Source organism: Halarchaeum rubridurum, from assembly GCF_014647115.1.
Lineage (GTDB): Archaea > Halobacteriota > Halobacteria > Halobacteriales > Halobacteriaceae > Halarchaeum > Halarchaeum rubridurum.
The window spans coordinates 173,247-191,779 of the sequence record NZ_BMOO01000004.1 but is presented as its reverse complement, the minus strand read 5'-3'; the positions used below and the strand labels follow the sequence as shown (position 1 = coordinate 191,779).

General features: G+C 68.4%; 17 protein-coding genes. 8 read left to right on the top strand and 9 right to left on the bottom strand.

Annotation, left to right across the window (positions count from 1 at the left end; genetic code table 11):
• The first annotated feature begins 3 nt into the window (after positions 1-3).
• Positions 4-1,149, top strand: coding sequence for a DNA-methyltransferase (locus IEX84_RS09780; protein ID WP_188872357.1), 1,146 nt, complete (start codon positions 4-6; stop codon positions 1,147-1,149).
• A gap of 965 nt (positions 1,150-2,114) precedes the next feature.
• Here IEX84_RS09780 and IEX84_RS09775 read toward each other — a convergent pair.
• Genes IEX84_RS09775 through IEX84_RS09765 form a run of 3 tightly spaced genes read right to left on the bottom strand, consistent with a single transcriptional unit; the run spans position 2,115 to position 3,281 of the window.
• Positions 2,115-2,630 (bottom strand): hypothetical protein, encoded by a 516-nt coding sequence (locus IEX84_RS09775; protein ID WP_188872355.1) that lies wholly within the window; start codon positions 2,628-2,630, stop codon positions 2,115-2,117.
• A 2-nt stretch (positions 2,631-2,632) separates the two neighbouring features.
• Positions 2,633-2,941: a hypothetical protein gene (locus IEX84_RS09770; RefSeq protein ID WP_188872353.1), complete on the bottom strand. Its 309-nt coding sequence runs from the start codon at positions 2,939-2,941 to the stop codon at positions 2,633-2,635.
• A 4-nt stretch (positions 2,942-2,945) separates the two neighbouring features.
• Complete coding sequence (locus IEX84_RS09765) at positions 2,946-3,281, bottom strand: MarR family transcriptional regulator (RefSeq protein ID WP_188872352.1); 336 nt, start codon at positions 3,279-3,281, stop codon at positions 2,946-2,948.
• Between the two features lie 212 nt (positions 3,282-3,493).
• Between IEX84_RS09765 and IEX84_RS09760 the strand changes: the two genes are divergently transcribed.
• Genes IEX84_RS09760 through IEX84_RS09750 form a run of 3 tightly spaced genes read left to right on the top strand, consistent with a single transcriptional unit; the run spans position 3,494 to position 5,057 of the window.
• A complete protein-coding gene (locus IEX84_RS09760) occupies positions 3,494-3,841 on the top strand; it encodes a PadR family transcriptional regulator (RefSeq protein ID WP_188872350.1) in 348 nt (115 codons plus the stop codon).
• Positions 3,838-4,023 carry a hypothetical protein gene (locus tag IEX84_RS09755; RefSeq protein ID WP_188872348.1) on the top strand — a complete coding sequence of 62 codons (186 nt, stop codon included), beginning with the start codon at positions 3,838-3,840 and terminating at the stop codon, positions 4,021-4,023. Before IEX84_RS09760 ends, IEX84_RS09755 begins: the two co-directional genes overlap by 4 nt.
• A complete protein-coding gene (locus tag IEX84_RS09750; RefSeq protein WP_229732353.1) occupies positions 4,020-5,057 on the top strand; it encodes a tyrosine-type recombinase/integrase in 1,038 nt (345 codons plus the stop codon). Before IEX84_RS09755 ends, IEX84_RS09750 begins: the two co-directional genes overlap by 4 nt.
• Positions 5,058-5,382: 325 nt before the next feature.
• Here IEX84_RS09750 and IEX84_RS09745 read toward each other — a convergent pair whose 3' ends face one another.
• Positions 5,383-5,853: a hypothetical protein gene (locus IEX84_RS09745; RefSeq protein WP_188872346.1), complete on the bottom strand. Its 471-nt coding sequence runs from the start codon at positions 5,851-5,853 to the stop codon at positions 5,383-5,385.
• Between the two features lie 105 nt (positions 5,854-5,958).
• Here IEX84_RS09745 and IEX84_RS09740 point away from each other — a divergent pair, with 105 nt between their 5' ends.
• The 3 genes from IEX84_RS09740 (at position 5,959) to ubaA (ending at position 9,389) form a co-directional block, all read left to right on the top strand.
• Entirely contained in the window at positions 5,959-6,957 is a 999-nt protein-coding gene (locus IEX84_RS09740; protein ID WP_188872344.1) for a PLP-dependent cysteine synthase family protein, read from the top strand.
• A gap of 137 nt (positions 6,958-7,094) precedes the next feature.
• The gene (locus IEX84_RS09735) at positions 7,095-8,522 is read left to right on the top strand and encodes a DUF6498-containing protein (RefSeq protein WP_188872342.1); all 1,428 of its coding nucleotides are present in this window, start codon (positions 7,095-7,097) and stop codon (positions 8,520-8,522) included.
• 57 nt (positions 8,523-8,579) lie between these two features.
• Entirely contained in the window at positions 8,580-9,389 is an 810-nt protein-coding gene (gene ubaA, locus IEX84_RS09730) for an SAMP-activating enzyme E1 (protein WP_188872340.1), read from the top strand.
• A 156-nt stretch (positions 9,390-9,545) separates the two neighbouring features.
• Here the strand turns inward: ubaA and IEX84_RS09725 are convergent, their stop codons facing one another.
• Together IEX84_RS09725 and kdgK1 are read right to left on the bottom strand one after the other, a co-directional pair.
• Positions 9,546-10,940: a dihydrolipoyl dehydrogenase family protein gene (locus IEX84_RS09725; protein ID WP_188872338.1), complete on the bottom strand. Its 1,395-nt coding sequence runs from the start codon at positions 10,938-10,940 to the stop codon at positions 9,546-9,548.
• A gap of 42 nt (positions 10,941-10,982) precedes the next feature.
• Positions 10,983-11,936 carry a bifunctional 2-dehydro-3-deoxygluconokinase/2-dehydro-3-deoxygalactonokinase gene (kdgK1, locus tag IEX84_RS09720; protein WP_188872336.1) on the bottom strand — a complete coding sequence of 318 codons (954 nt, stop codon included), beginning with the start codon at positions 11,934-11,936 and terminating at the stop codon, positions 10,983-10,985.
• A gap of 81 nt (positions 11,937-12,017) precedes the next feature.
• Here kdgK1 and IEX84_RS09715 point away from each other — a divergent pair, with 81 nt between their 5' ends.
• Positions 12,018-12,611, top strand: a complete 594-nt coding sequence (locus IEX84_RS09715) for a flavin reductase family protein (protein WP_188872334.1) — start codon at positions 12,018-12,020, stop codon at positions 12,609-12,611.
• Between the two features lie 10 nt (positions 12,612-12,621).
• Here IEX84_RS09715 and mutL read toward each other — a convergent pair whose 3' ends face one another.
• The 3 genes from mutL to IEX84_RS09700 form a co-directional block, all read right to left on the bottom strand.
• Positions 12,622-14,673, bottom strand: coding sequence for a DNA mismatch repair endonuclease MutL (gene mutL / locus IEX84_RS09710; RefSeq protein WP_188872332.1), 2,052 nt, complete (start codon positions 14,671-14,673; stop codon positions 12,622-12,624).
• A 44-nt stretch (positions 14,674-14,717) separates the two neighbouring features.
• A complete protein-coding gene (mutS, locus tag IEX84_RS09705; RefSeq protein WP_188872330.1) occupies positions 14,718-17,384 on the bottom strand; it encodes a DNA mismatch repair protein MutS in 2,667 nt (888 codons plus the stop codon).
• 212 nt (positions 17,385-17,596) lie between these two features.
• Complete coding sequence (locus IEX84_RS09700) at positions 17,597-18,427, bottom strand: ion transporter (RefSeq protein ID WP_188872328.1); 831 nt, start codon at positions 18,425-18,427, stop codon at positions 17,597-17,599.
• Positions 18,428-18,533 lie beyond the last annotated feature (106 nt).

Sequence of the window (18,533 nt, the reverse complement as noted above, 5' to 3'; positions counted from 1 at the left end):
CCAGTGAGCAAAGATAAAATAACCTCGACGAGCGATAAAGACCCAAAGCAAATGTCTCGCAGGACTCTTATCGACAAACTACAATATCCGGAGGTTGATCGGACACCAGCGAATGTTATCCGGCAGGGAGACGCCCGTGACATCCCGATTCCGGATGACTCGGTTGATCTCATCGCCACTTCTCCCCCGTACTATCAGAAGCGCGACTATGGCCACGAAGACCAAATCGGGCAAGAAAACTCGGTGGACAAGTTCGTCAGCGTTCTCATGGATGCATTTGAGGAGTGGGAGCGTGTGCTGCGTGATACAGGTACAATTCTGCTCGACATCGGGGACACCTATCGTCGCAAGTCACGGTTAGGTGTCCCGTGGAAAGTCGCAGAGGCTGCCCGTGAGCGCGGATGGCTAGTTCGAAGCGAGATCGTCTGGAAGAAGCCGAACGGTGTTCCCAATCCGAGCGACGACCGTTTCACTAACCGTCACGAGTACATCTTCCATTTCACACCACGGAATAACTATTACTTCGACAAGTTTGGATATAAGAACATCTACGACGACCCAATTGATGTATGGGAAATCGCCCACGATAGGAACGAATCCCATCTCGCCCCGTTCCCCGAGGAGTTGGCTGAACGATGTCTCGTTGCTGGTTGCCCACCTGCAGTCTGCACCGAATGTGGGCAGCCGAAGCACCGACAGGTAGAGAAAGCTCTACGGCAACTTAACGAAGAGCGTGAGCAGGCTCGCCGAGCGATGGAGAAGTTCAACGACTCTGATTTGGAGGAGAAACACCTCAAAGCAATCCAAGCGACCGGTATCTCGGATGCTGGGAAGGGAAGGGAAATTCAGCAGGTCGACAATTCGGAGGACGTGAAAAAGCTCGCAAAAGAGGCGAAAGATGTCCTTGGTGGTTACTTCCGAGAATTCACATTCCCAGTGAAAACGACAGCAGGGTGGGAGGGTTGTGCTTGTGACGCTGATACGATGCCAGGAGTTGTTCTCGATCCGTTCGCTGGTTCGGGGACAGTGATTGAAGTGGCTGAAAGTATGGGATTGAGCGGTGTCGGGATTGACTTAAATCCGTCTGAGAATCTTCGACTATACTCGGACTCTGATTTCTTGAAAGGCGAGAAACGGGTTATCGAGTAGCTCGCTGACTCGGGATATTATGCCGAAGTGGTCGATTGTGAGCGTGAATAGTCTAGTGGACTCAACAGCATGGACCAGATCATTTATACATCTAAACGCTCCGAAATAATTCGGTTCGGGGACGTGATGGGCGGCAGCATGGGCGGCATGGAACCCCTTCCCATTTCATCGATAATACCCAACGGTACGGTCTTTCCGAGAGCTAACGGGCTTAATTTCAGCATGGGCGGCATGGGCGGCATGGACAACATTAATGCCGCCGAGACGGCAAGAGAAAACCATGCCCCGCGATGCTCAGGAGAAGATGGATAAGCTGGAGCGGGAGAGCCACGACGAGTACGTCGCGATGGGCGACGTACAGGTCGGCGACGAAGACGACTAATTTCGCGTTCTTGACCCGGTTAATCGTCACCTTGAGCTCCGGCTTTAGGAGCGGCTTCTGAACAGCTGGACGAAGTGGTCTAACCAAATCGTGTACAGCGGGTCTTTCTCCCATAGTTGATCCAGTCGACGCGCCCCCGCTGACCGGAGGAATTCCTTCGACTCTCGGATTGTTTCTTCAATGCCCTGCCCCGGCCAGTCGCTAACGGTTACCCCGTTCTCTTCGAGCAGGTATTGGAGTGTGAGCATGGAGGTCCGATGGTTTGCATCCGGGAAGAATTGCTTTCCTGCGAGGGCGTGCACCCAGAGTGCGCACTGTGAGTAGAGGTGTTCGTCTTCGGGGAGACCTCGAATTACGCGTCGAAGGTCGCTATTCCGGACGTTCTCTATCTTTCGGCGGGTCATTCGTGGAGACGGATGATTCGTGATGTACGTGTGCTCTGGGTTTCGGAAGAAACTCCGATTCCGCCATTTGATGTCTTCTGCGGAGAGAACGGTAGAGTCTGTGATTTTCGGCATCTATCCAAGGATGTGGTCGGAGCGCCGTGCGTCCGGCACAGGCATGAAAGGTGTCTGAGCTATCATCATTTCTCTACGGTATCCCACATCTCGAGGTCGTCGCGCATCTGGATGTTGCCGTCATCGTCTTCCACCCAGTAGACAAACTCCCCCTCCTCGAAGCGATAGGCGAGATCAACCACTTCGTAATGGCCATCGTCGTAGTAGGGCTCCACGGTGTCGCCGACCTGCTTCGTGACGTACTTCGCGAACTCGCTTCGAAGCTGCTCCTTCCATCCCCGGGACATGCGCGTGTCGTTCCCGCCGGGGTGGAACACCTCACGCTCGGGGTCTTGACTATCGCCTTCGACGGTCTCCCACCTCTGCAGTCCCTCGTGAGTTACTGGACCACCGCGTAGACTGTCGGTTTGCCGCAACCAGTAGACAAAGACCTCTTTTTCGACCCGGTAGGCGAAGTCGACGACCTCGTACTCTTCTCGACTACCAGGGCGCTTGACTACGTCCCCGACGCTCTTCCCGCTGTACTGTTGGAGTTTCTCACGAAGATCGTGCTTTCGCTGAGGGGCGAATCGCTTGTGCATGGTTAGGTATGGAGGACGTGTCCGGGTCGTTGTGCACTCGGCTCAGGAATCAGTAGGTCGGCGCGCACTTCGCCGTCGAGATAGAGCCGCCCCCAGACGGTGAGCTGGTAGACGTCGTAGTCGTCGTCGAGGGGCGCGACGTACTCGGCCTGACTGAGTACGCGAAGCCGCTCGCGAACACGTCGTGTCGTCGTGGGAGCTCGGATGGCGCGCGCGATCTCGCTCGGCGTCGCGAGGTCGTGGTCGCGTAGGTACTCGAGGACGTCCTCGTCGGCCTTCTCGACCCAGCGCGCGTGCATCCGAACTGGCATCGATCTATACCCGCTCGTCGGCGCTGATGTCGTTTTCGCCGTTCCCGTTCATCTCGTCGATATACATGCCGGCCGCGACGTCGTACTCTTCGCTGAGGTATGCCTGTCCACGGTCGGTAATTGCCCATAGTGCATTATCGGGGTGGACGCGCTGTAGGAGGCCCGCGTCGGTGAGTTTTCCACAGCGACGGCGGATATAGTCAAGATTGTAGTCTTTCTGCGGGAGGCGGTCGTTGATATCGCGCGCATTTATCGGCTCCTCGCCGCTTTCAGCCGCGTCAGATGCGATTTCGAGGATGCGGTCGTCAAGGAGGTTCTGCCATTCAGCACGATGTCGCATTACAACGACTCACACCGCTACCCTCAAAACCAGACGGGACTACTGCATTATAAAATCGCTTTCCGACTTCTAAGGTAGCACACCAAAATTATAAGTGGCAATACTGTTTTGAATGTAGTACGGAACTATCCACGTGCCGATGGCTGTCTGCTATCGGAGTACGGGCCGGCGCTGCAACGCCGACCCGAAAAGGATGGTTTCGTAGACAGACCATGTCCGAAACCACCGATGCGGGCCCTAACGCCCGCAACGACAGTAACGAACCGCCCGCTGATAAATACGGTCACCTGACGGCGTTCCAGCGCGACCTACTGCACGTTCTCAATCAGCGCGGGCCGTCGAAGGGACTCGCGCTGAAGGACTACCTCGAAGGGTACTGCTACGACGTCGTCCACCACGGCCGGCTGTACCCGAACCTGAACGACCTCGTCGAGGAGGGGCTCGTCTCGAAGTCCGAGCGGGACAAGCGGACGAACGAATACGCGCTCACCGACGCCGGCGAGCAGGCGCTCGCGGCTCGCAAGGCGTGGACGACGTCGTGTACGGAGGCGGGCGCATGAGCGACGCCGAGCACGCCCCCACGCCGCCCAAGCAAGCAGGGCAGCGGAAGGAATCCGTGTGCGCCGAAGTCGCCGAAACAGTCCACCGCGCCTACCGGCAGTTGACGGTACAACCCGTCGATGGTGAGGACGCGATCAACGACCTCCAAGACGCGATCACCCAGTTAGAGGAGGACCTATGACCCGCGACCTCGACTCACTCGATCCCGAGACTGGCGTTGAGATGTACCTGGAGGCACGGCGCGACGAAATCAGCGCCGACACCCTCCAATCACACCGCTACCGACTCGATGCGTTCATCCAGTGGTGCGAGGAGAACGACATCGAGAACCTGAACGAACTCGGTGGCCGCGATCTCTACGAGTACCGCATCTGGCGACGCGAGGGGAACGGCGGAAACCGAGAGCCTATCGCCGCCGTCACTCTGCGCGGCCAGCTCTCGACGCTCCGCGCGTTCCTCCGATTCGCCGCCGACGTCGACGCCGTTCCGAGCACACTCCGCGAGAAAGTCCCGCTTCCAACCGTGAGCGGCGGTGAGGACGTCTCCGAAACGACGCTCAAACCTGAGCGCGCCGAGGACATCCTCGACTATCTCGAACGCTACGAGTACGCCAGCCGCAACCACGTCACCCTCCTGTTGATGTGGCACACCGGCGCGCGCATCGGCGCACTCCGCGGGCTGAACCTCGCCGACGTCTCCCTTGACGGGAACGACCCCGGCCTCCAATTCGTTCACCGGCCGGGCGAAGACTGCCCGCTCAAGAACAAGGAGAAGGGCGAACGCTGGAACGCGATCAGTCCGCGCGTCGCCCGTACGCTCCGCGACTACGTCAACGGCCCCCGCAACGACGTCGTCGACGAGTACGGCAACGAGCCACTCCTGACGACTTGCTACGGCCGCCCCCACACCAGCACACTCCGCGACACGCTGTACACCATCACGCGGCCGTGCTGGCGGAACTGTCCCTGTCCGCACGACCGTGACCCCGCAGAGTGCGAAGCGACGGACGCGGCTCGCGCGAGCAACTGCCCGTCAAGTCGCTCCCCGCACGACGTTCGGAGCGGCCGCGTCACCGCCTACCGACGTGAGGACGTTCCCCGCCGGATCGTCTCAGATCGCCTCGACGCCAGCGAGGGAATCCTCGACAAACACTACGACCGGCGAAGCGCCCGCGAGAAATCCGAACAGCGCCGCAACTACCTTCCCGACCTCTAACGATGGCTGGAACACCGACACTCACGACCCTGCGAACCGCGCAGTCACCATCCGCCAGGGCCCATCCCAGTATTCGCCGTTCTCCGGCCGGCGTCACGTCTCGACGCCAAGGCAGCAGTGCGTTTCGCCGTCGAGCGACGGGAGGATCTACGTGCCGCCGTCCCCCGCGTTCGTCACTCCTCGTCGCTGTCCTCGTCGGCGTTCTCCGCGAACCCCTTGTACGTCTCGCTCGGCTCCTCGTTGCTGAACGGGGAGCCCTCGCTTTCGTCGTCTCCGTCGTCAGACATACCTGCGGTTCGTACGCGCGGCACCGTATACGTTCCCCCTATATCGGGTGGGTAACGACCGCGCTGAAGACGATCCAGACGATCGAGCCACCCTCGATGGCGTAGACGTAGTTGAGCCGGTAGGCCTGCTGCGACGCCGAGCGTTTCGCGTCGCGGATCGCCGCGGGGTAGATGGTCCCGACGGCGTGGTCGAAGTAGTCGTCGGCGTCGATGCCGTCCTCGACGAACTCCTCGAAGCTGTCCGCGTTCATGCCGGCGCCGACCGGTGCGCCGCGAAGAAGCCCGAAACACCACACGGACGCGCCGATCAGTCCGAGGACGCCGATGGCTGTGTAGACGAGGAGGAGCCCGGACGGGCGCGTCCGGTAGAGGCCCGCGGCGATGATCGTCAGGATGACGGCGTTGAGCCTGATGACTTGGTAGGCGCGCGTGTTCAGTTCTTCGAGGGTGTCCAAGTGGTTCCCGAGGACGAACCGCGCGTCCTCCAGTACGTCGCCGTCGCCGTTCATCGTGTGCGCTGGGCTACACGGCGAGCGCTCTTGAATGACGGTGTCGGCTCACCCTCTCCTTTCCCGGCCCGTTCCTTCTTTACTCGCGCGCTCCTCCCGTTCTCCATGGTCGATGCACCGCCGATAGACGAGTCGCACATCGGCGAGACGCCCCTGTTGCGGGTCGAGCACCCCGGCGTGCCCTGCGAGGTGTACGCGAAGCCGGAGTGGTACAACCTCCACGCGCAACCGTACGGCGGCGGGTCGGTGAAGAGCCGGATCGCGCGCTCGATGCTGGACGCCGCGGTCGCGGCGGGCGACCTCGACGACGGGACGCTCGTGGTCGAGCCCTCCTCGGGGAACACGGGGACGGCGCTGGCGCGCCTCGGCGTCGCGCGCGGCTACGACGTCGAGATCGTGATGCCGGACGAAGCGCCCGTGGAGAAGGCCGAGGCGATTCGGACGGCGGGGGGGACGGTGACGTACGCGCCGGATTACGAGGCGATGCTCGACCTCGCGGACCGACGCGTGCGCGAGGCGGACGCCTACATGCCGGACCAGTACGCGAACCCGGCGAACCCGGGCGTCCACGAGCGGACGACGGGCCCGGAGGTCGGCGCGCAGACGGACGGGCGCGTCACGCACTTCGTCGCGGGCGCGGGGTCGGGCGGCACCGTCACGGGCGTCGGGCGGGCGCTCCGCGAGCGCGGCGACGTCACGGTCGTCGGCTACGAACCCGCGGAGCCGCGCCACGGCATCGACGGCCTCAAATACGTCCGTGGGTCGCGCTACCACGAGCCGGAGATATACGCGCCGGACGAACTCGACGACGTGCTCTCGGTCCCGACGGCGGACGCGTACTACGAGGCGCGTCGCCTCCGCGAACGCTACGCCGGACGCGACCCGACGATCCACGACGCCGGGCAGTACGACGACGCGCTCGTCCGCGACCACCTCCGCGTCGACGGCGAGTTCCTCGTCGGGGCGTCCTCCGGGGGTGCGCTCGCCGCGGTGACGCGCCTCGCCGACCGCGGCGACCTCGATTCCGACGACGTCGTCGTCGTGCCGTTCCCCGACCGGGGTGACCGCTACGCGCACATCCCGCTCTGGGACGACTACCTCTGAGGGCCGCCCGACCCCCGTCGTTTTTCCGGGTCGCCACGAAAGCGGGGCGTGATGGCCGCCCTCCCCGCCCCGCTCGTCGACCACCCCGACACCGACACTCGCCCGCTCGCCGACCGCCACGCCTCGTCCGTCCGCCCGTGAGCGACCCCGACACCGACGCTCGGGCGACCGCGCGACACACCGCGTCGCTCCTCGTCGTCGTCGCCGCGAACTGCTACCCGCTCGCGGGCGTCCTCGCCTTCGGCTGGGACCTCCTCACGGTGCTCGTCCTCTACTGGGTCGAGATGGGCGTCGCCGCGCTCTGGGGCGTGCCGCGGGCGCTGCTCGCGGTGCCGTTCGACCGCTCGGTGCGCACGAACACCCTCCCACTCGCCGGTTTGCGCGAGAAGCGCGGTGGGTGGACGTATCGGGGTCACACGTTCTACGTTCGTAACGTTCCGACGGCGCTCCTCCAACTCTCGATGCTCGGGGTCGTCTGGGTCGGTATCGGCCTCTTCTTCGCCGCCACGCTCGACCTGTGGAACGCCCTCGGCGACGCGCGCTGGCTCACCGTCGCCGCGGGCGCGCTCGCCATCACCGTCGCGCACGGCGTCTCCTTCGCCCGCGAGTACGTCGGCGAGCGCGAGTACGAACATACCTCGCCGCGCATGGCGATCTCCCACACCGGCCAGCAGACCGTCTTCGTGCTCCTGCTCGCCGTCCCGGTCGCCGCGAGCGAGTCGTTCCGGACGGGCGGCCTCGTGGTCGTCGTCGGCGTCGTCGCCGCGAAACTCCTCGCGGAGACGTACCGCCGCGTGAGCGACGACGAACCCGGCGACGGCGTCCTCGCAGCCGTCTTCGGCGACCGGGACACGACCGTCGACGCCCCGACCGTGCCGGTACCGGAGGGCGACCCGGACGCCGTCCGCACGCCGGATTCGCGCGCCGTCCGCATCGAGTGCGCCTGCCGGGGACTGGCGACGCTCGTCAGCCGCCCCGCGTTCCTCTGTGCGATCGCCACCGTCTTCCTCGCGGTCGTCCTCCGCTCGCCGCTCGCGCTCCTCCCCGCCTCGCTGCTCCTCGCCGGCGTTTGTCTCGGTGCCGCGGGCCGCTACCTCCAGCTCGGGACGATGGCGTATCACCGCTACGGCGACGCGCTCGTCGGCCACGACCGCCTGCTCGAGGAACCGCAGTGGCGCGCGCCGCTCGCCGCCTGCGAGGGGTTGATACCCCGCCGCCTCGTCGACCGGGTGGCCGACACCGCGCTCGTCGAACTCGACTGGCGCGAGCCGAACGAGGGGTACTGGCCGGACGCCGCGTACGACCCGGAGCGGACGCGTGCGACCGTCGGCCCGTTCGCGGACTTCGCCGCCGCCGTCCTCGCGCTCGACCTCCCCGTGCGTCCCGCGGACCGCCCCGAACCGAACCGGACGGTGGCGTACGCGGCGCTCGCGTTCGTCGCCGCCTTCGCGTGCGTCCCCGCGCTCGCGTGGCACGTCAGCCGCGACCCGGCCGTCATCGTCGTCGCGTTCCTCTCGCTCACCGTCGTCGGGCCGTTCGTCGTCGTCGCCGTCTACTACCTCTGAGGGCCCCCACGCTTCGCCCACCGACACCCGTTTTGCCCTCGCGCGCCACGTTCACCCATGGCCGGTCTCGACCTCGACCCCACGCAGCTCGACCGGTACTCCCGCCACATCATCATGGACGACGTCGGCCCGGAGGGCCAGGCCGCCCTCCTCGACGCCGACGTCCTCGTGGTCGGCGCGGGCGGCCTCGGCTCGCCCGTCATCGAGTACCTCGCCGCGGCCGGCGTCGGCACGCTCGCCGTCGTCGACGACGACACCGTCGAGCGCTCGAACCTCCAGCGTCAGATACTCCACCGCGACGCGGACGTCGGCACCCCGAAGGTCGACTCCGCGCGCCGCTACGTCACGGACCTGAACCCCGACGTCAACTTCGAGGGCCACGCGGTCCGCCTGACGCGCGAGAACGCCCGCGACCTCCTCAGTGACCGGGACTTCGTCGTCGACTGCACCGACAACTTCGGGACGCGCTACCTCGTCAACGACGCCTGCGTGCTCGCCGGCGTCCCGTTCAGCCACGGCGCGATATACAAGTTCGAGGGCCAAGCGCTCACCGTCACCCCCGACGGCCCCTGCTACCGGTGCGTCTTCCCCGAGGCCCCCGAGGAGGGGACCGTCCCGGATTGTGCGACCGCGGGCGTCCTCGGCGTGCTCCCCGGAACGATGGGGTGTTTGCAGGCCACCGAAGCCGTCAAGTCGATTCTCGGCGTCGGCGACCTCCTCACTGGGAGAATGCTCCACTACGACGCCGCGAGCGTCGGCTTCGAGGAGGTCCCCATCGCCCGCGACCCCGATTGCCCGGTCTGCGGCGACGACCCAATCGAGAGCGTCGAGGACGTCGAGTACACGGGCGGCTGCACGGTCGCCTGACCCTCCACCCGCGACTTCTTCACCGAAGCCGGGACGACCCCCGGCGTATGCCCGCGCCCTGACGACCGCCCGCGCACGCCCCGCGAAACCGGCGGCGCGACGTGCGCGACGACCCCCTCTCCCCGTGCCGCCTGTTCGCCACGTCGAGCGCCCGCGCTACCGGAGCTCCTCCGAGACCTTCCTGACGAGGCCGTCGATTATCTCCGGCGTCGTCGGGTGGAAGGCCCGGTCCGGGACGTCCCGGACGTCCATTCCCGCCTCGACGAGCACCTGCAGGGTCTTCGCCATCACGTCCGCCTCGTAGTGCCAGCCGTGGTAGCCGAGCACGGTGCCGTCGTTCGCGTCGACGACGAGTTCCGCCCGGCCGCGCGCGGCGTTCTTCGTCCGAAAGACGCCGTCGTCGCTCGCCTTCCGCGACGCCGTCAGCACGTCGTGGCCCGCATTCTCCGCCTCGCCGGGCGTCATCCCGACGGTGACGTACGGGTAGACGCCCGCCGCCGCGAAGACCACGCGGTGCGTGGTCGGGTCGTACGTCTCCAGTGCCTCGTCGCGCCAGTCCGCGAGGACGTTGCGCGCCGCGACCGCGCCCTCCTCTTTTGCGGTGTGGAGGAGTTCGCGCGCGCCGACGACGTCGCCCGCGGCGAACACCGTCGGGTCGTCGCGCGCCCGGAGCGTCCCCGGGTCGACCCATCCCGCGTCCGGCTCGACTCGCGTCGCCTCGAAACCGAGGCCCTCGACCGTCGGGACGCGACCGGTGAAGCAGAACAGCCGGTCGGCCTCGACCGTCTCGACGCCGTCCGCCCGCTCGACGGTCAGTCGAACGCCCCCGTCGGCCGTCGGTTCGACGCGTCGCTCGTCGGCGTTCGTCAGCACGTCGACGCCGAACTCCTCGCGGTAGCACTCGACGATGCCGTCGCCGACCTTGGGGGCCGCCCGGTCGAGCGGCCGCGCGTCGTGCTCGATCACCGTCAGGTCCGTCCCGCCCGCCTCCGCGAGATACGGCACGAGTTCGAGGCCGACCGCGCCGAAGCCGAGGACGACGCCCGAGTCGGGCAACGAGGTCGCGTCGAGGACGTCCGCCGAGTCCATCACGTCTACGTCGTCGATGCCGGGGAGGTCGGGTGTTCGCGGCGTCGAGCCGGTTGCCACGACCACGTAGTCGGGCTCGTAGCGCTCGTCGCCGACCGCGACCACGCCGTCGTCGACGAACCGCGCGGTCTCGTGGTGGAACGTCACGTTTTCGCGCTCGGCGAGGTCGTGGACGGCGTCGCGGCGGTGGCGCGCGAACGACGCTGTGTGGTCGTCCTTGCGCGCGACGACCCGCTCCAAGTCGACGTTGACGTCGGCGTCGAGCCGCGGGTCCGAGCGGGCCTGATGGCCGTGGTGGGCGGCGCTCAACACCTCCTTCGAGGGCATACAGCCCCGGAGGATGCAGAGCCCGCCGCCCGGCTCACCGTCGTCGACGAGCGTCACTTCGACGTCGGCGTCCGCGAGGACCTCCGCGGCGGCGACGCCCGCGCTCCCGTACGCACCGATGACGAGGACGTGCATACGGTCGTCTACGCGCGGCGGTGAGGAAAAGCGAGGGGGCCGTCAGCGTGCGATGTCGTCGCCCGAGCGGTCGAGGACGCCCTCGACCTCCGCGGGCGTGACGAGCGCGGTGTCGCCCGGGATGGTGCGCTTGAGCGCCGCGGTCGCGGCCGCGTACTCCAGTGCGGCGGGGACGCCGTCGCCCCGGAGCCGCCGCGCGAGGAAGCCACCGACGAAGGCGTCGCCCGTCCCCACGGCGTCGTGCGTGTCGGCCTCGAACGCCGGCTGTTCGACCACGTCGCCCGCGTGCCACGCGAGCGCGCCCTCGGCGCCCCGTGTCACGACGACGGTCTCGAACCCCCACTCCTCGGCGAGGTCGCGCGCCACGCGCTCGGCGTCCCCGTCGAGCCCGAGGACGGTCCGGGCGTCGCGGACCGCCGTCACGAGCACGTCGATGTCGGGAAAGAGCGATTCGAGGACCGGGCGCGCCTCCGCGGGACTCCAGAGCTTCGAGCGGTAGTTCACGTCGAAGACGGTCGTCGTGTCGGCCTCCCGCGCGAGCGCGAGCAGGGCCGCCGTCGTCTCCTCGAGGGTGTCGGAGAGCGCGGGCGTGATGCCCGACGTGTAGAACGCGTCCGCGCTCTCGATTCGTTCCGTGGGGAGCTCCGCGGGCGTCGCCGTCGTCACCGCCGCGTCCGCCCGGTCGTAGATGACGTTCGTCGGGCGCGGCGTTGAGGCCTGCTCGAGGTAGTAGGTGCCCTGTCGGCCCTCGTCGCTCCAGACGACGTCCGCCTCGGCTCCTTGGGACTCGACGGTCGCCGTCACCTTCCGCCCGAGCGCGCTGTCGGGCAGTTTCGAGAGCCACGCGGTGTCGAGACCGAGCCGACCGGCGTTCACGGCGACGTTGCTCTCCGCGCCCGCCGCGCGGAACTCCAGTTCGGACGCGCGCTCGATGCGCTCCTGTCCGGGCGGGCTGAGACGCAGCATCGTCTCGCCGAACGTCACGAGGTCGCTCATGTCTCGGCCGACGACGCCGCCCCAAATCAATCCGCGGGATTCCCCGCCCACTCATACGCCCCTCGCCCCTATCGGTGACCAATGTTCGCACGAGATACCGACGACTTCTCGCCGAGCGAGCGCGAGCGCATCGTCAAGACGGCCGTCAGCCCCCGCCCGGTCGCGTGGGTCGGGACGCGCGACGCCGCGGGGACCGACAACCTCGCCCCGTTCAGCTCCTACACGTACGTCGGCGCGGACGAGCCGTCGGTGCTGTTCACGGCCAGCCGCCGCGACGGCGACCTGAAGGACACCCCGCGGAACGCCATCGACACCGAGGTCTTCTCGGTGAGCGTCGCCACCGCCGACGTCCTGGAGACGGTCGACCACACCGCCGCCGACCCGGGCCCCGAGGAGGGCGACGAGTTCGACCTCGCGGGCGTCGAGCGCGCCGAGTGCGACCGAATCGACGCCCCGTACGTCGCGGACGCGCCCATCGCCATGGAGTGCACCCTCCACGACCGCCAGGAGATTCACGGCCGCACCATGCTCATCGGCGACGTCGTGCGCTTCCACGTCGCCGACGAGGCGACCCGCGACGGCCAGGTCGACTCCCGCGAAATCACGACTATCGGTCGCCTCGGCGGCCCCTACTACACGCACACGGACCCTGTCGAGTTCGAGCGGCGCTACTGAACGCGCACTCTCACTCGGGCGTGCGGTCCTGATGTCCCGGGTAGTCGCGCTCGAAGCGCCGGTCGAGTTCCGCCGCGTCGATTTCGACGAGCACCGGTCGGCCGTGCGGGCACGCCCACGGCTCCGCGCAGCCGTCGAGGCGGTCGAGGAGCGCCGTCACGTCCCCCTCCGGGAGCGACGTGTTCCCCTTTATCGCGGGCTTGCACGCCATGTCCGCGAGTAAGGCGTCCGCGGCGTCGAGCACGTCGTCGTCCGCCGCGGCGCTCGTCGCGGACGCGAGCACGTCCCGGACGAGCTCGGCGTCCAGCGCGTGCCCGAACACCGCGGGCACGGCCGTCACGACCGCCGTTCTGTCTTCGACCTCGGCCTCGAAACCCGCCTCGCGGAGCGCGGGTAGCGCCGCCTCGAAGCTCGCCGCCTCCGCCGCCGTCAGCGACACCTCGGCCGGCGTCACGAGCGCCTGCGAGTCCGGCGAGCCGCCGAGTTCCTCGCGCAGTGCCTCGTAGCGCACCCGCTCGTCCGCCGCGTGCTGGTCGACCAACACGAGGCCGTCGTCCGTCGCCGCGACGACGTACGTCCCGTGGAGCTGTCCGAGCACGCGCAGCGGCGGCAGACGCTCGCGCTCGCGCTCCGCCGTCCCGTCAGCCGTCCCGGCGTCCGCCGTCCCGGGCAACCGGGCGTTCCGCGTCGCGCCCGCGTGTCGGCCCGACGACGACGTCGCACCGGCGTCGGTGTGCGACCCGCGCGGTCCCGACGACGCACGTTCCGCCGCCGACGGCGACGCGCTCGGCGGACCGTCGTCCGACCCCGACGCGCCGCGCGACGACGCGTGCCGTCCGCTCGCCGCCTCGCCCGTCGGTCCGCCCGTCGTTCCTTCCGTCGACCCGTTCGTCGTGCCTCCCGCCGACCCGCCACCGTCCCCACCATCGCTCGGGTCGCCGCGTCCGCCCGATTCGCCCGTGTCACCGCGCTCGACGCTATCGCGCTCGGGGGTAATCGCGGCGTCCGTCGGCTTCGACGCGCCGCGCGGGGCGCTCGTCCGCACCAATCCGTGCTCGCGGAGGGCGTCGCGCACCGCGTCCGTCACGGCCGCGCGGACGCCCGGCTCGTCCTCGAAGCGCACCTCCATCTTCCGCGGATGGACGTTCGCGTCCACTTCGCTCGGCGGGAGTTCGACGTCGAGGACGGCGAACGGGAAGCGATCAGCGGCCAACTGCGTGCCGTAGGCCTCGACGATGGCCTCGCGGAGCAGCCGGTCGCTCACGTAGCGGCCGTTGACGTACGTGGCGAGGTAGTCACGCGTCGAGCGCGTCGTCTCCGGGTGGCTCACGTATCCCTCGACGCGCTCCAGCGTCCGGTCGGGCGCGGCGTCCACGGCGATCATCGACGCCGCGACGTCGCGGCCGTAGACGGCGAGGAGCGCCGAGCGCACGTCCCCGTCGCCCGGCGTGGCGAACGTCTCCGTCCCGTCGTGTTCGAGCGACACCGCGACGTCCGGGTTGGCGAGCGCGTAGCGCGACACCGTGCGGTTGACGTGCCCGAACTCGGTGCTCTCGGCGTTCAGGAACGCGCGGCGTGCCGGCGTATTATAAAAAAGGTCGCGGACCGCCACCGTCGTCCCCGGCGCGCGCCCCGCGGGGCCGACGGCGTCGACGTCGCCGCCGACGACGCGGACCTCGGTCCCGCGCCCGCCGCGGGGCTTCGTCGTCACCGTCAGCCGCGACACCGCGGCAATCGTGTGTAGGGCCTCGCCGCGGAAGCCGAGCGTCCCGACGCGCGCGAGGTCGGTCGCGTCCCTGATCTTCGACGTCGTGTGGCGCTCGACTGCGACCTCGGCGTCCGCGCGCGTCATCCCGACGCCGTCGTCGCGCACGACGAGTTCGTCCGTCCCGTCGCCCGCCACTTCGACCTCGATCCGCGTGGCGTCCGCGTCGAGGGCGTTCTCGACGAGTTCCTTCACGACCGACGCGGGCCGCTCGACCACCTCGCCCGCCGCGATGCGGTCGATGGTCGCCGCGTCGAGTTCGCGTATCTCGGCGTCTCCGTCCTCGCCCTCGCTCATGGCCGTCGATGGCCGCACGCCCACATGAATCCGACGCTCGTCGCTCAGTCGAGCCGCTTCTGCCACTCGTTGACCCGCTGGAGCAGGTCGAGCGGCGAGGAGTTGTTGACGTCCGTCCCCCGGAGCTCGTCGAGGACCGCCTCCGCCTCGGGGTCGAGCGCGTCGCTCCCGTCGCCGGCCTCGCTCCCGCCGCCGCGTTCCCGCCCACCGTTCCCGCCGGCCTCGCCGTCGTCGCCCCCGCCGTCGCCCGTCGCCCGCAGTTCGCCGCTCCCGAGGTCGAAGACGACCTGTTCGCTCCCCTCGCTCCCCCCGCCCGAGCCGCCCCGAACGTCGACGGCCTCGTCCGCGCGGAGGCGTTCGAGGACGTCGCGCGAGCGCGACACCACGGGGTCGGGGACGCCCGCGAGGTCGGCGACGTGGATGCCGTACGAGCGATCCGCGGGGCCGTCCGCGACCGTCCGGAGGAACGTCACGTCGCCGTCGCGCTCCTCCGCCGTCACGTGGACGTTCTGCACGCCCTCCAGGCGCGCCGCGAGCTCCGTCAGCTCGTGGTAGTGCGTGGCGAAGAGCGTCTTCGCGCGCACCTCGTTGTGGAGGTACTCCGTCGCCGCCCACGCGATGCTGATGCCGTCGTCGCTCGCCGTCCCGCGCCCGACCTCGTCGAGCACGACGAGGGAGTCCTCGGTCGCGGAGTGGAGGATATTGCTCAACTCCTGCATTTCCACCATGAACGTCGAGCGCCCCTGCGCGAGCTCGTCGAGCGCGCCGACGCGCGTGTAGACGCCGTCGACGAGCCCGACCGCGGCCGAGTCGGCGGGCACGAAACTCCCCGCCTGCGCGAGCAACACGATGAGCGCCGTCTGGCGCATATACGTCGACTTCCCGCTCATGTTCGGACCCGTGACGACGAGGAAGCGCCGCCCCTCGCCGAAGCGCGCGTCGTTCGGCACGAACTCCACCGTCTGCTCGACGACGGGGTGACGACCCGCCGTCACGTCGAGCGTCCGGTCGTCGCGCAACTCGGGGCGCGTCCAGCGGTTCGCGCTCGCGTGCTCCGCGAAACACGCCAGCGCGTCGAGTTCCGCGAGCGCCCGTCCCGCGTCCTGCAACAGCGAGGCGTGCGACGCGACCTCCGCGCGGAGCTCGTCGAACAGCTCGCGCTCGCGGGCCGCGCGCTCCTCCTCGACGCGGAACAGCGCGCGCTCCTTCGCGTCGAGCTCCTCCGTGCGGTAGCGCTTCGAGTTCTTCAGCGTCTTCACCTCCCGGTACGACTCGGGGACGCGGTCCGTCTGCGAGTGCCCGACCTGGAGGTAGTAGCCGTCCGTCTTGTTCCGGTCCACCGTCACCCGCGAGAGGTCGCTCTCCGCCTTCACGCGCTCGGCGAGCGTGTCGAACCACGCCACGAGGTCGTCGTGCTCGGCCGCGAGCTCGTCGAGTTCGTCGTCGTATCCGCGCGCGAAGATGCCCGTCTCGCCACCGGGCTCGTCCGCGAGCGCGTCGTCCACCGTCTCGCGGAGGTCGGCGGCGGCCTCGGCGTCCACCCGGTCGAGCACGTCGCCGAGCGGCGAGTCGGCGAGCGACGGCGACGACGTCACGCGCTCGCGGAGGTCGGGGAGGCGCGCCAAGGTGTCGACGACGCGCTTCAGGGCGCTCGGGTCCGCGCTCCCCGACGTGCAGCGCGCGGCGAGGCGTTCGAGGTCCGCCGCGCCGTCCAGCGTCTCGCGCACCGCGTCGCGTTCGAGCGCGTTGTCCGCGAGCGCCGCGACGCAGTCGTGGCGGCGTTCGAGTTCCGCGCGCCGCTGGAGCGGCCGGACGAGCCACGCCTCCAGGCGTCGCGCGCCCATCGCCGTCACCGTGTGGTCGAGCGTCGCCGCCAGCGACCCCTCCCGCTCGCCGCGCATCGTCGCCGTCAGTTCGAGGTTCCGCCGCGTCGTCGGGTCGAGGGCGACGTGGTCGTCCGCCCGATAGGGCTGGAGCCGCGTCAGTGACGACAGCACGCCGACGCCCGTCTCCGCGACGTAGTCGAGCGCCGCACCCGCCGCCCGCGCGCCCGGCCCCTCGGACTCGACGCCGACCGCACGCAGCGCGCCCTCGCCGAACCGCTCGCGGACCTCGTGCGTCGCCTTCCCGGGCGCGAACGCCTCCGTCCCGTGGACGCTCAGGGTCGCGTCCGTATCCTCCCGTACCGCCTCGCAAAAGTCGTCGTCGCCGCGCAGCGTCGGCCCCGGTAACACCTCCTCGGGGCTGAAGCGCCCGAGCTCCGCGAGCGCCCTCCGCTCGTCCTCCACTTCGGTCAGCCGGAACGTCCCCGTCGTCACGTCCACCGCCGCGAGGCCGTACGTGTCCCCGTCGCGCACCACGGCCACGAGGTAGCGCGCGTCCGCGCCCGTCGCCTCCAGGAGGGTGCCCGGCGTCGCCGTTCGCGTGACCTCGCGCGTCGTGTCGTCGTCGCCGCGCTGCTCGGCGACCGCGACCGTGTACCCGCGCTCCACGAGCGACTTCAGGTACGGCGTCAACTCCGTGAGGGGGACGCCCGCCATCGGGTACGACGAGCCGTGACTCGACTTCTCGGAGACCTTCAGGTCGAGCTCGTCGGCGACGAGGCGCGCGTCGTCCGCGAAGAACTCGTAGAAGTCCCCGACCTGCATGGCGAGGACGTCCGCGTCCGACTCCTCCTTCAGCGCGAGGAACTCCTCGACGATGCCGGTCACGCCGCCCTCACCCCGGTCCGCGCGGGCGTCTCGATCATGGCGATAAGTGGCCGCGGGCGAGTAAGAACGCACCGCCTCGCCGGCCCGCGGCTCTTTAAGTCGTTCTCGTCACAAGCAATAGATACGAGCAGGGTCGCCCCGTGTTCTGGGGCGACCGACGCCACGCACGGAGCGACGGCTCCGTCCCGTTTCGCCTCCCGCCCGTCGTCCCCTCACTCCGTGCCGTCCGTCTCCTGGTAGATGACGTGCCCGCAGGCCTTGCAGTGCGAGGCGTCGGGGTCGTGCGCCGAGAGCCCGCAGTTCGGGCAGGTGACGTCGACCGTCTCGCGGCGCGTCCACTTCTTGACTATCTTGCTCGCCTGCTGTGGGACGAGGATGATGGCGGCAATTATCGCTGCGATGGTGACCCACCGCCCGAGCGTCGTCACCGGGAGGACGTCGCCGAAGCCGACCGTGGAGAGCGTCACGACGGTGTAGTAGAAGGCGTCGCCGAACGTCCCGACGGCGGGGTTCGCGGCGTGCTCGGCGCTGTAGAAGAGCCCCGCGGAGACGAAGAGGATGACGAGGACGGTGACGAGCAGTTTGGCCGCGCGGAGGACGTTGTCCGAGACCGTCCCGAAGAAGAACTCGGCGTCCCGCGTGAACCGATAGAACCGAAGCACGCGTACGACGCGGACCGCGCGGAGGAAGCCGATGGACGCCACCGCCGAGGCCGGGAGGACGAACACCGCGAACGTCGGGAGGATGGCCAGCAGGTCCACGAGCGCGTACGGGTCGCGGACCGCCGCGAGCGCGTCGTCGGCGACCCCCACGCGGAGGGCGTACTCGACCGCGAAGACGGCGGCGATGGCGAGCTCCGCGCTCCAGAGGACCGCGCGGACGTCGGCCGACAGCGGATACGTCTGCGCGACGTAGATGGCGACGAACGCGAGGTTCAACGCGAACAGCGCGGCGTCGAGCGCGCGCCCCGCCGCCGTCTCGCCGTCCTGGAGGTAGAAACGCACTCGCCCCCGGACGCTCGCCGTCGAGCCGTCGCCGTCCATGTCTACGACGCCACGCCCGCGACGCATAACACCGACGCCCACGCCCCGCCGGTCATTTAAGTCGTTCTCGCCACAAGTAGTAGATACGAGCAGGGTCGCCCCGTGT

Excerpts from the sequence above, each read along its gene's own strand:
- IEX84_RS09725 (WP_188872338.1), bottom strand. The coding sequence starts at position 10,940 with ATGCACGTCCTCGTCATCGGTGCGTACGGGAGCGCGGGCGTCGCCGCC.
- IEX84_RS09770 (WP_188872353.1), bottom strand. The coding sequence starts at position 2,941 with ATGCCAGTTCGGATGCACGCGCGCTGGGTCGAGAAGGCCGACGAGGAC.
- IEX84_RS09755 (WP_188872348.1), top strand. The coding sequence starts at position 3,838 with ATGAGCGACGCCGAGCACGCCCCCACGCCGCCCAAGCAAGCAGGGCAG.
- kdgK1 (WP_188872336.1), bottom strand. The coding sequence starts at position 11,936 with ATGAGCGACCTCGTGACGTTCGGCGAGACGATGCTGCGTCTCAGCCCG.
- mutL (WP_188872332.1), bottom strand. The coding sequence starts at position 14,673 with ATGAGCGAGGGCGAGGACGGAGACGCCGAGATACGCGAACTCGACGCG.
- IEX84_RS09750 (WP_229732353.1), top strand. The coding sequence starts at position 4,020 with ATGACCCGCGACCTCGACTCACTCGATCCCGAGACTGGCGTTGAGATG.
- IEX84_RS09715 (WP_188872334.1), top strand. The coding sequence starts at position 12,018 with ATGTTCGCACGAGATACCGACGACTTCTCGCCGAGCGAGCGCGAGCGC.
- ubaA (WP_188872340.1), top strand. The coding sequence starts at position 8,580 with ATGGCCGGTCTCGACCTCGACCCCACGCAGCTCGACCGGTACTCCCGC.
- IEX84_RS09700 (WP_188872328.1), bottom strand. The coding sequence starts at position 18,427 with ATGGACGGCGACGGCTCGACGGCGAGCGTCCGGGGGCGAGTGCGTTTC.
- IEX84_RS09760 (WP_188872350.1), top strand. The coding sequence starts at position 3,494 with ATGTCCGAAACCACCGATGCGGGCCCTAACGCCCGCAACGACAGTAAC.
- IEX84_RS09775 (WP_188872355.1), bottom strand. The coding sequence starts at position 2,630 with ATGCACAAGCGATTCGCCCCTCAGCGAAAGCACGATCTTCGTGAGAAA.
- IEX84_RS09765 (WP_188872352.1), bottom strand. The coding sequence starts at position 3,281 with ATGCGACATCGTGCTGAATGGCAGAACCTCCTTGACGACCGCATCCTC.
- IEX84_RS09745 (WP_188872346.1), bottom strand. The coding sequence starts at position 5,853 with ATGAACGGCGACGGCGACGTACTGGAGGACGCGCGGTTCGTCCTCGGG.
- IEX84_RS09740 (WP_188872344.1), top strand. The coding sequence starts at position 5,959 with ATGGTCGATGCACCGCCGATAGACGAGTCGCACATCGGCGAGACGCCC.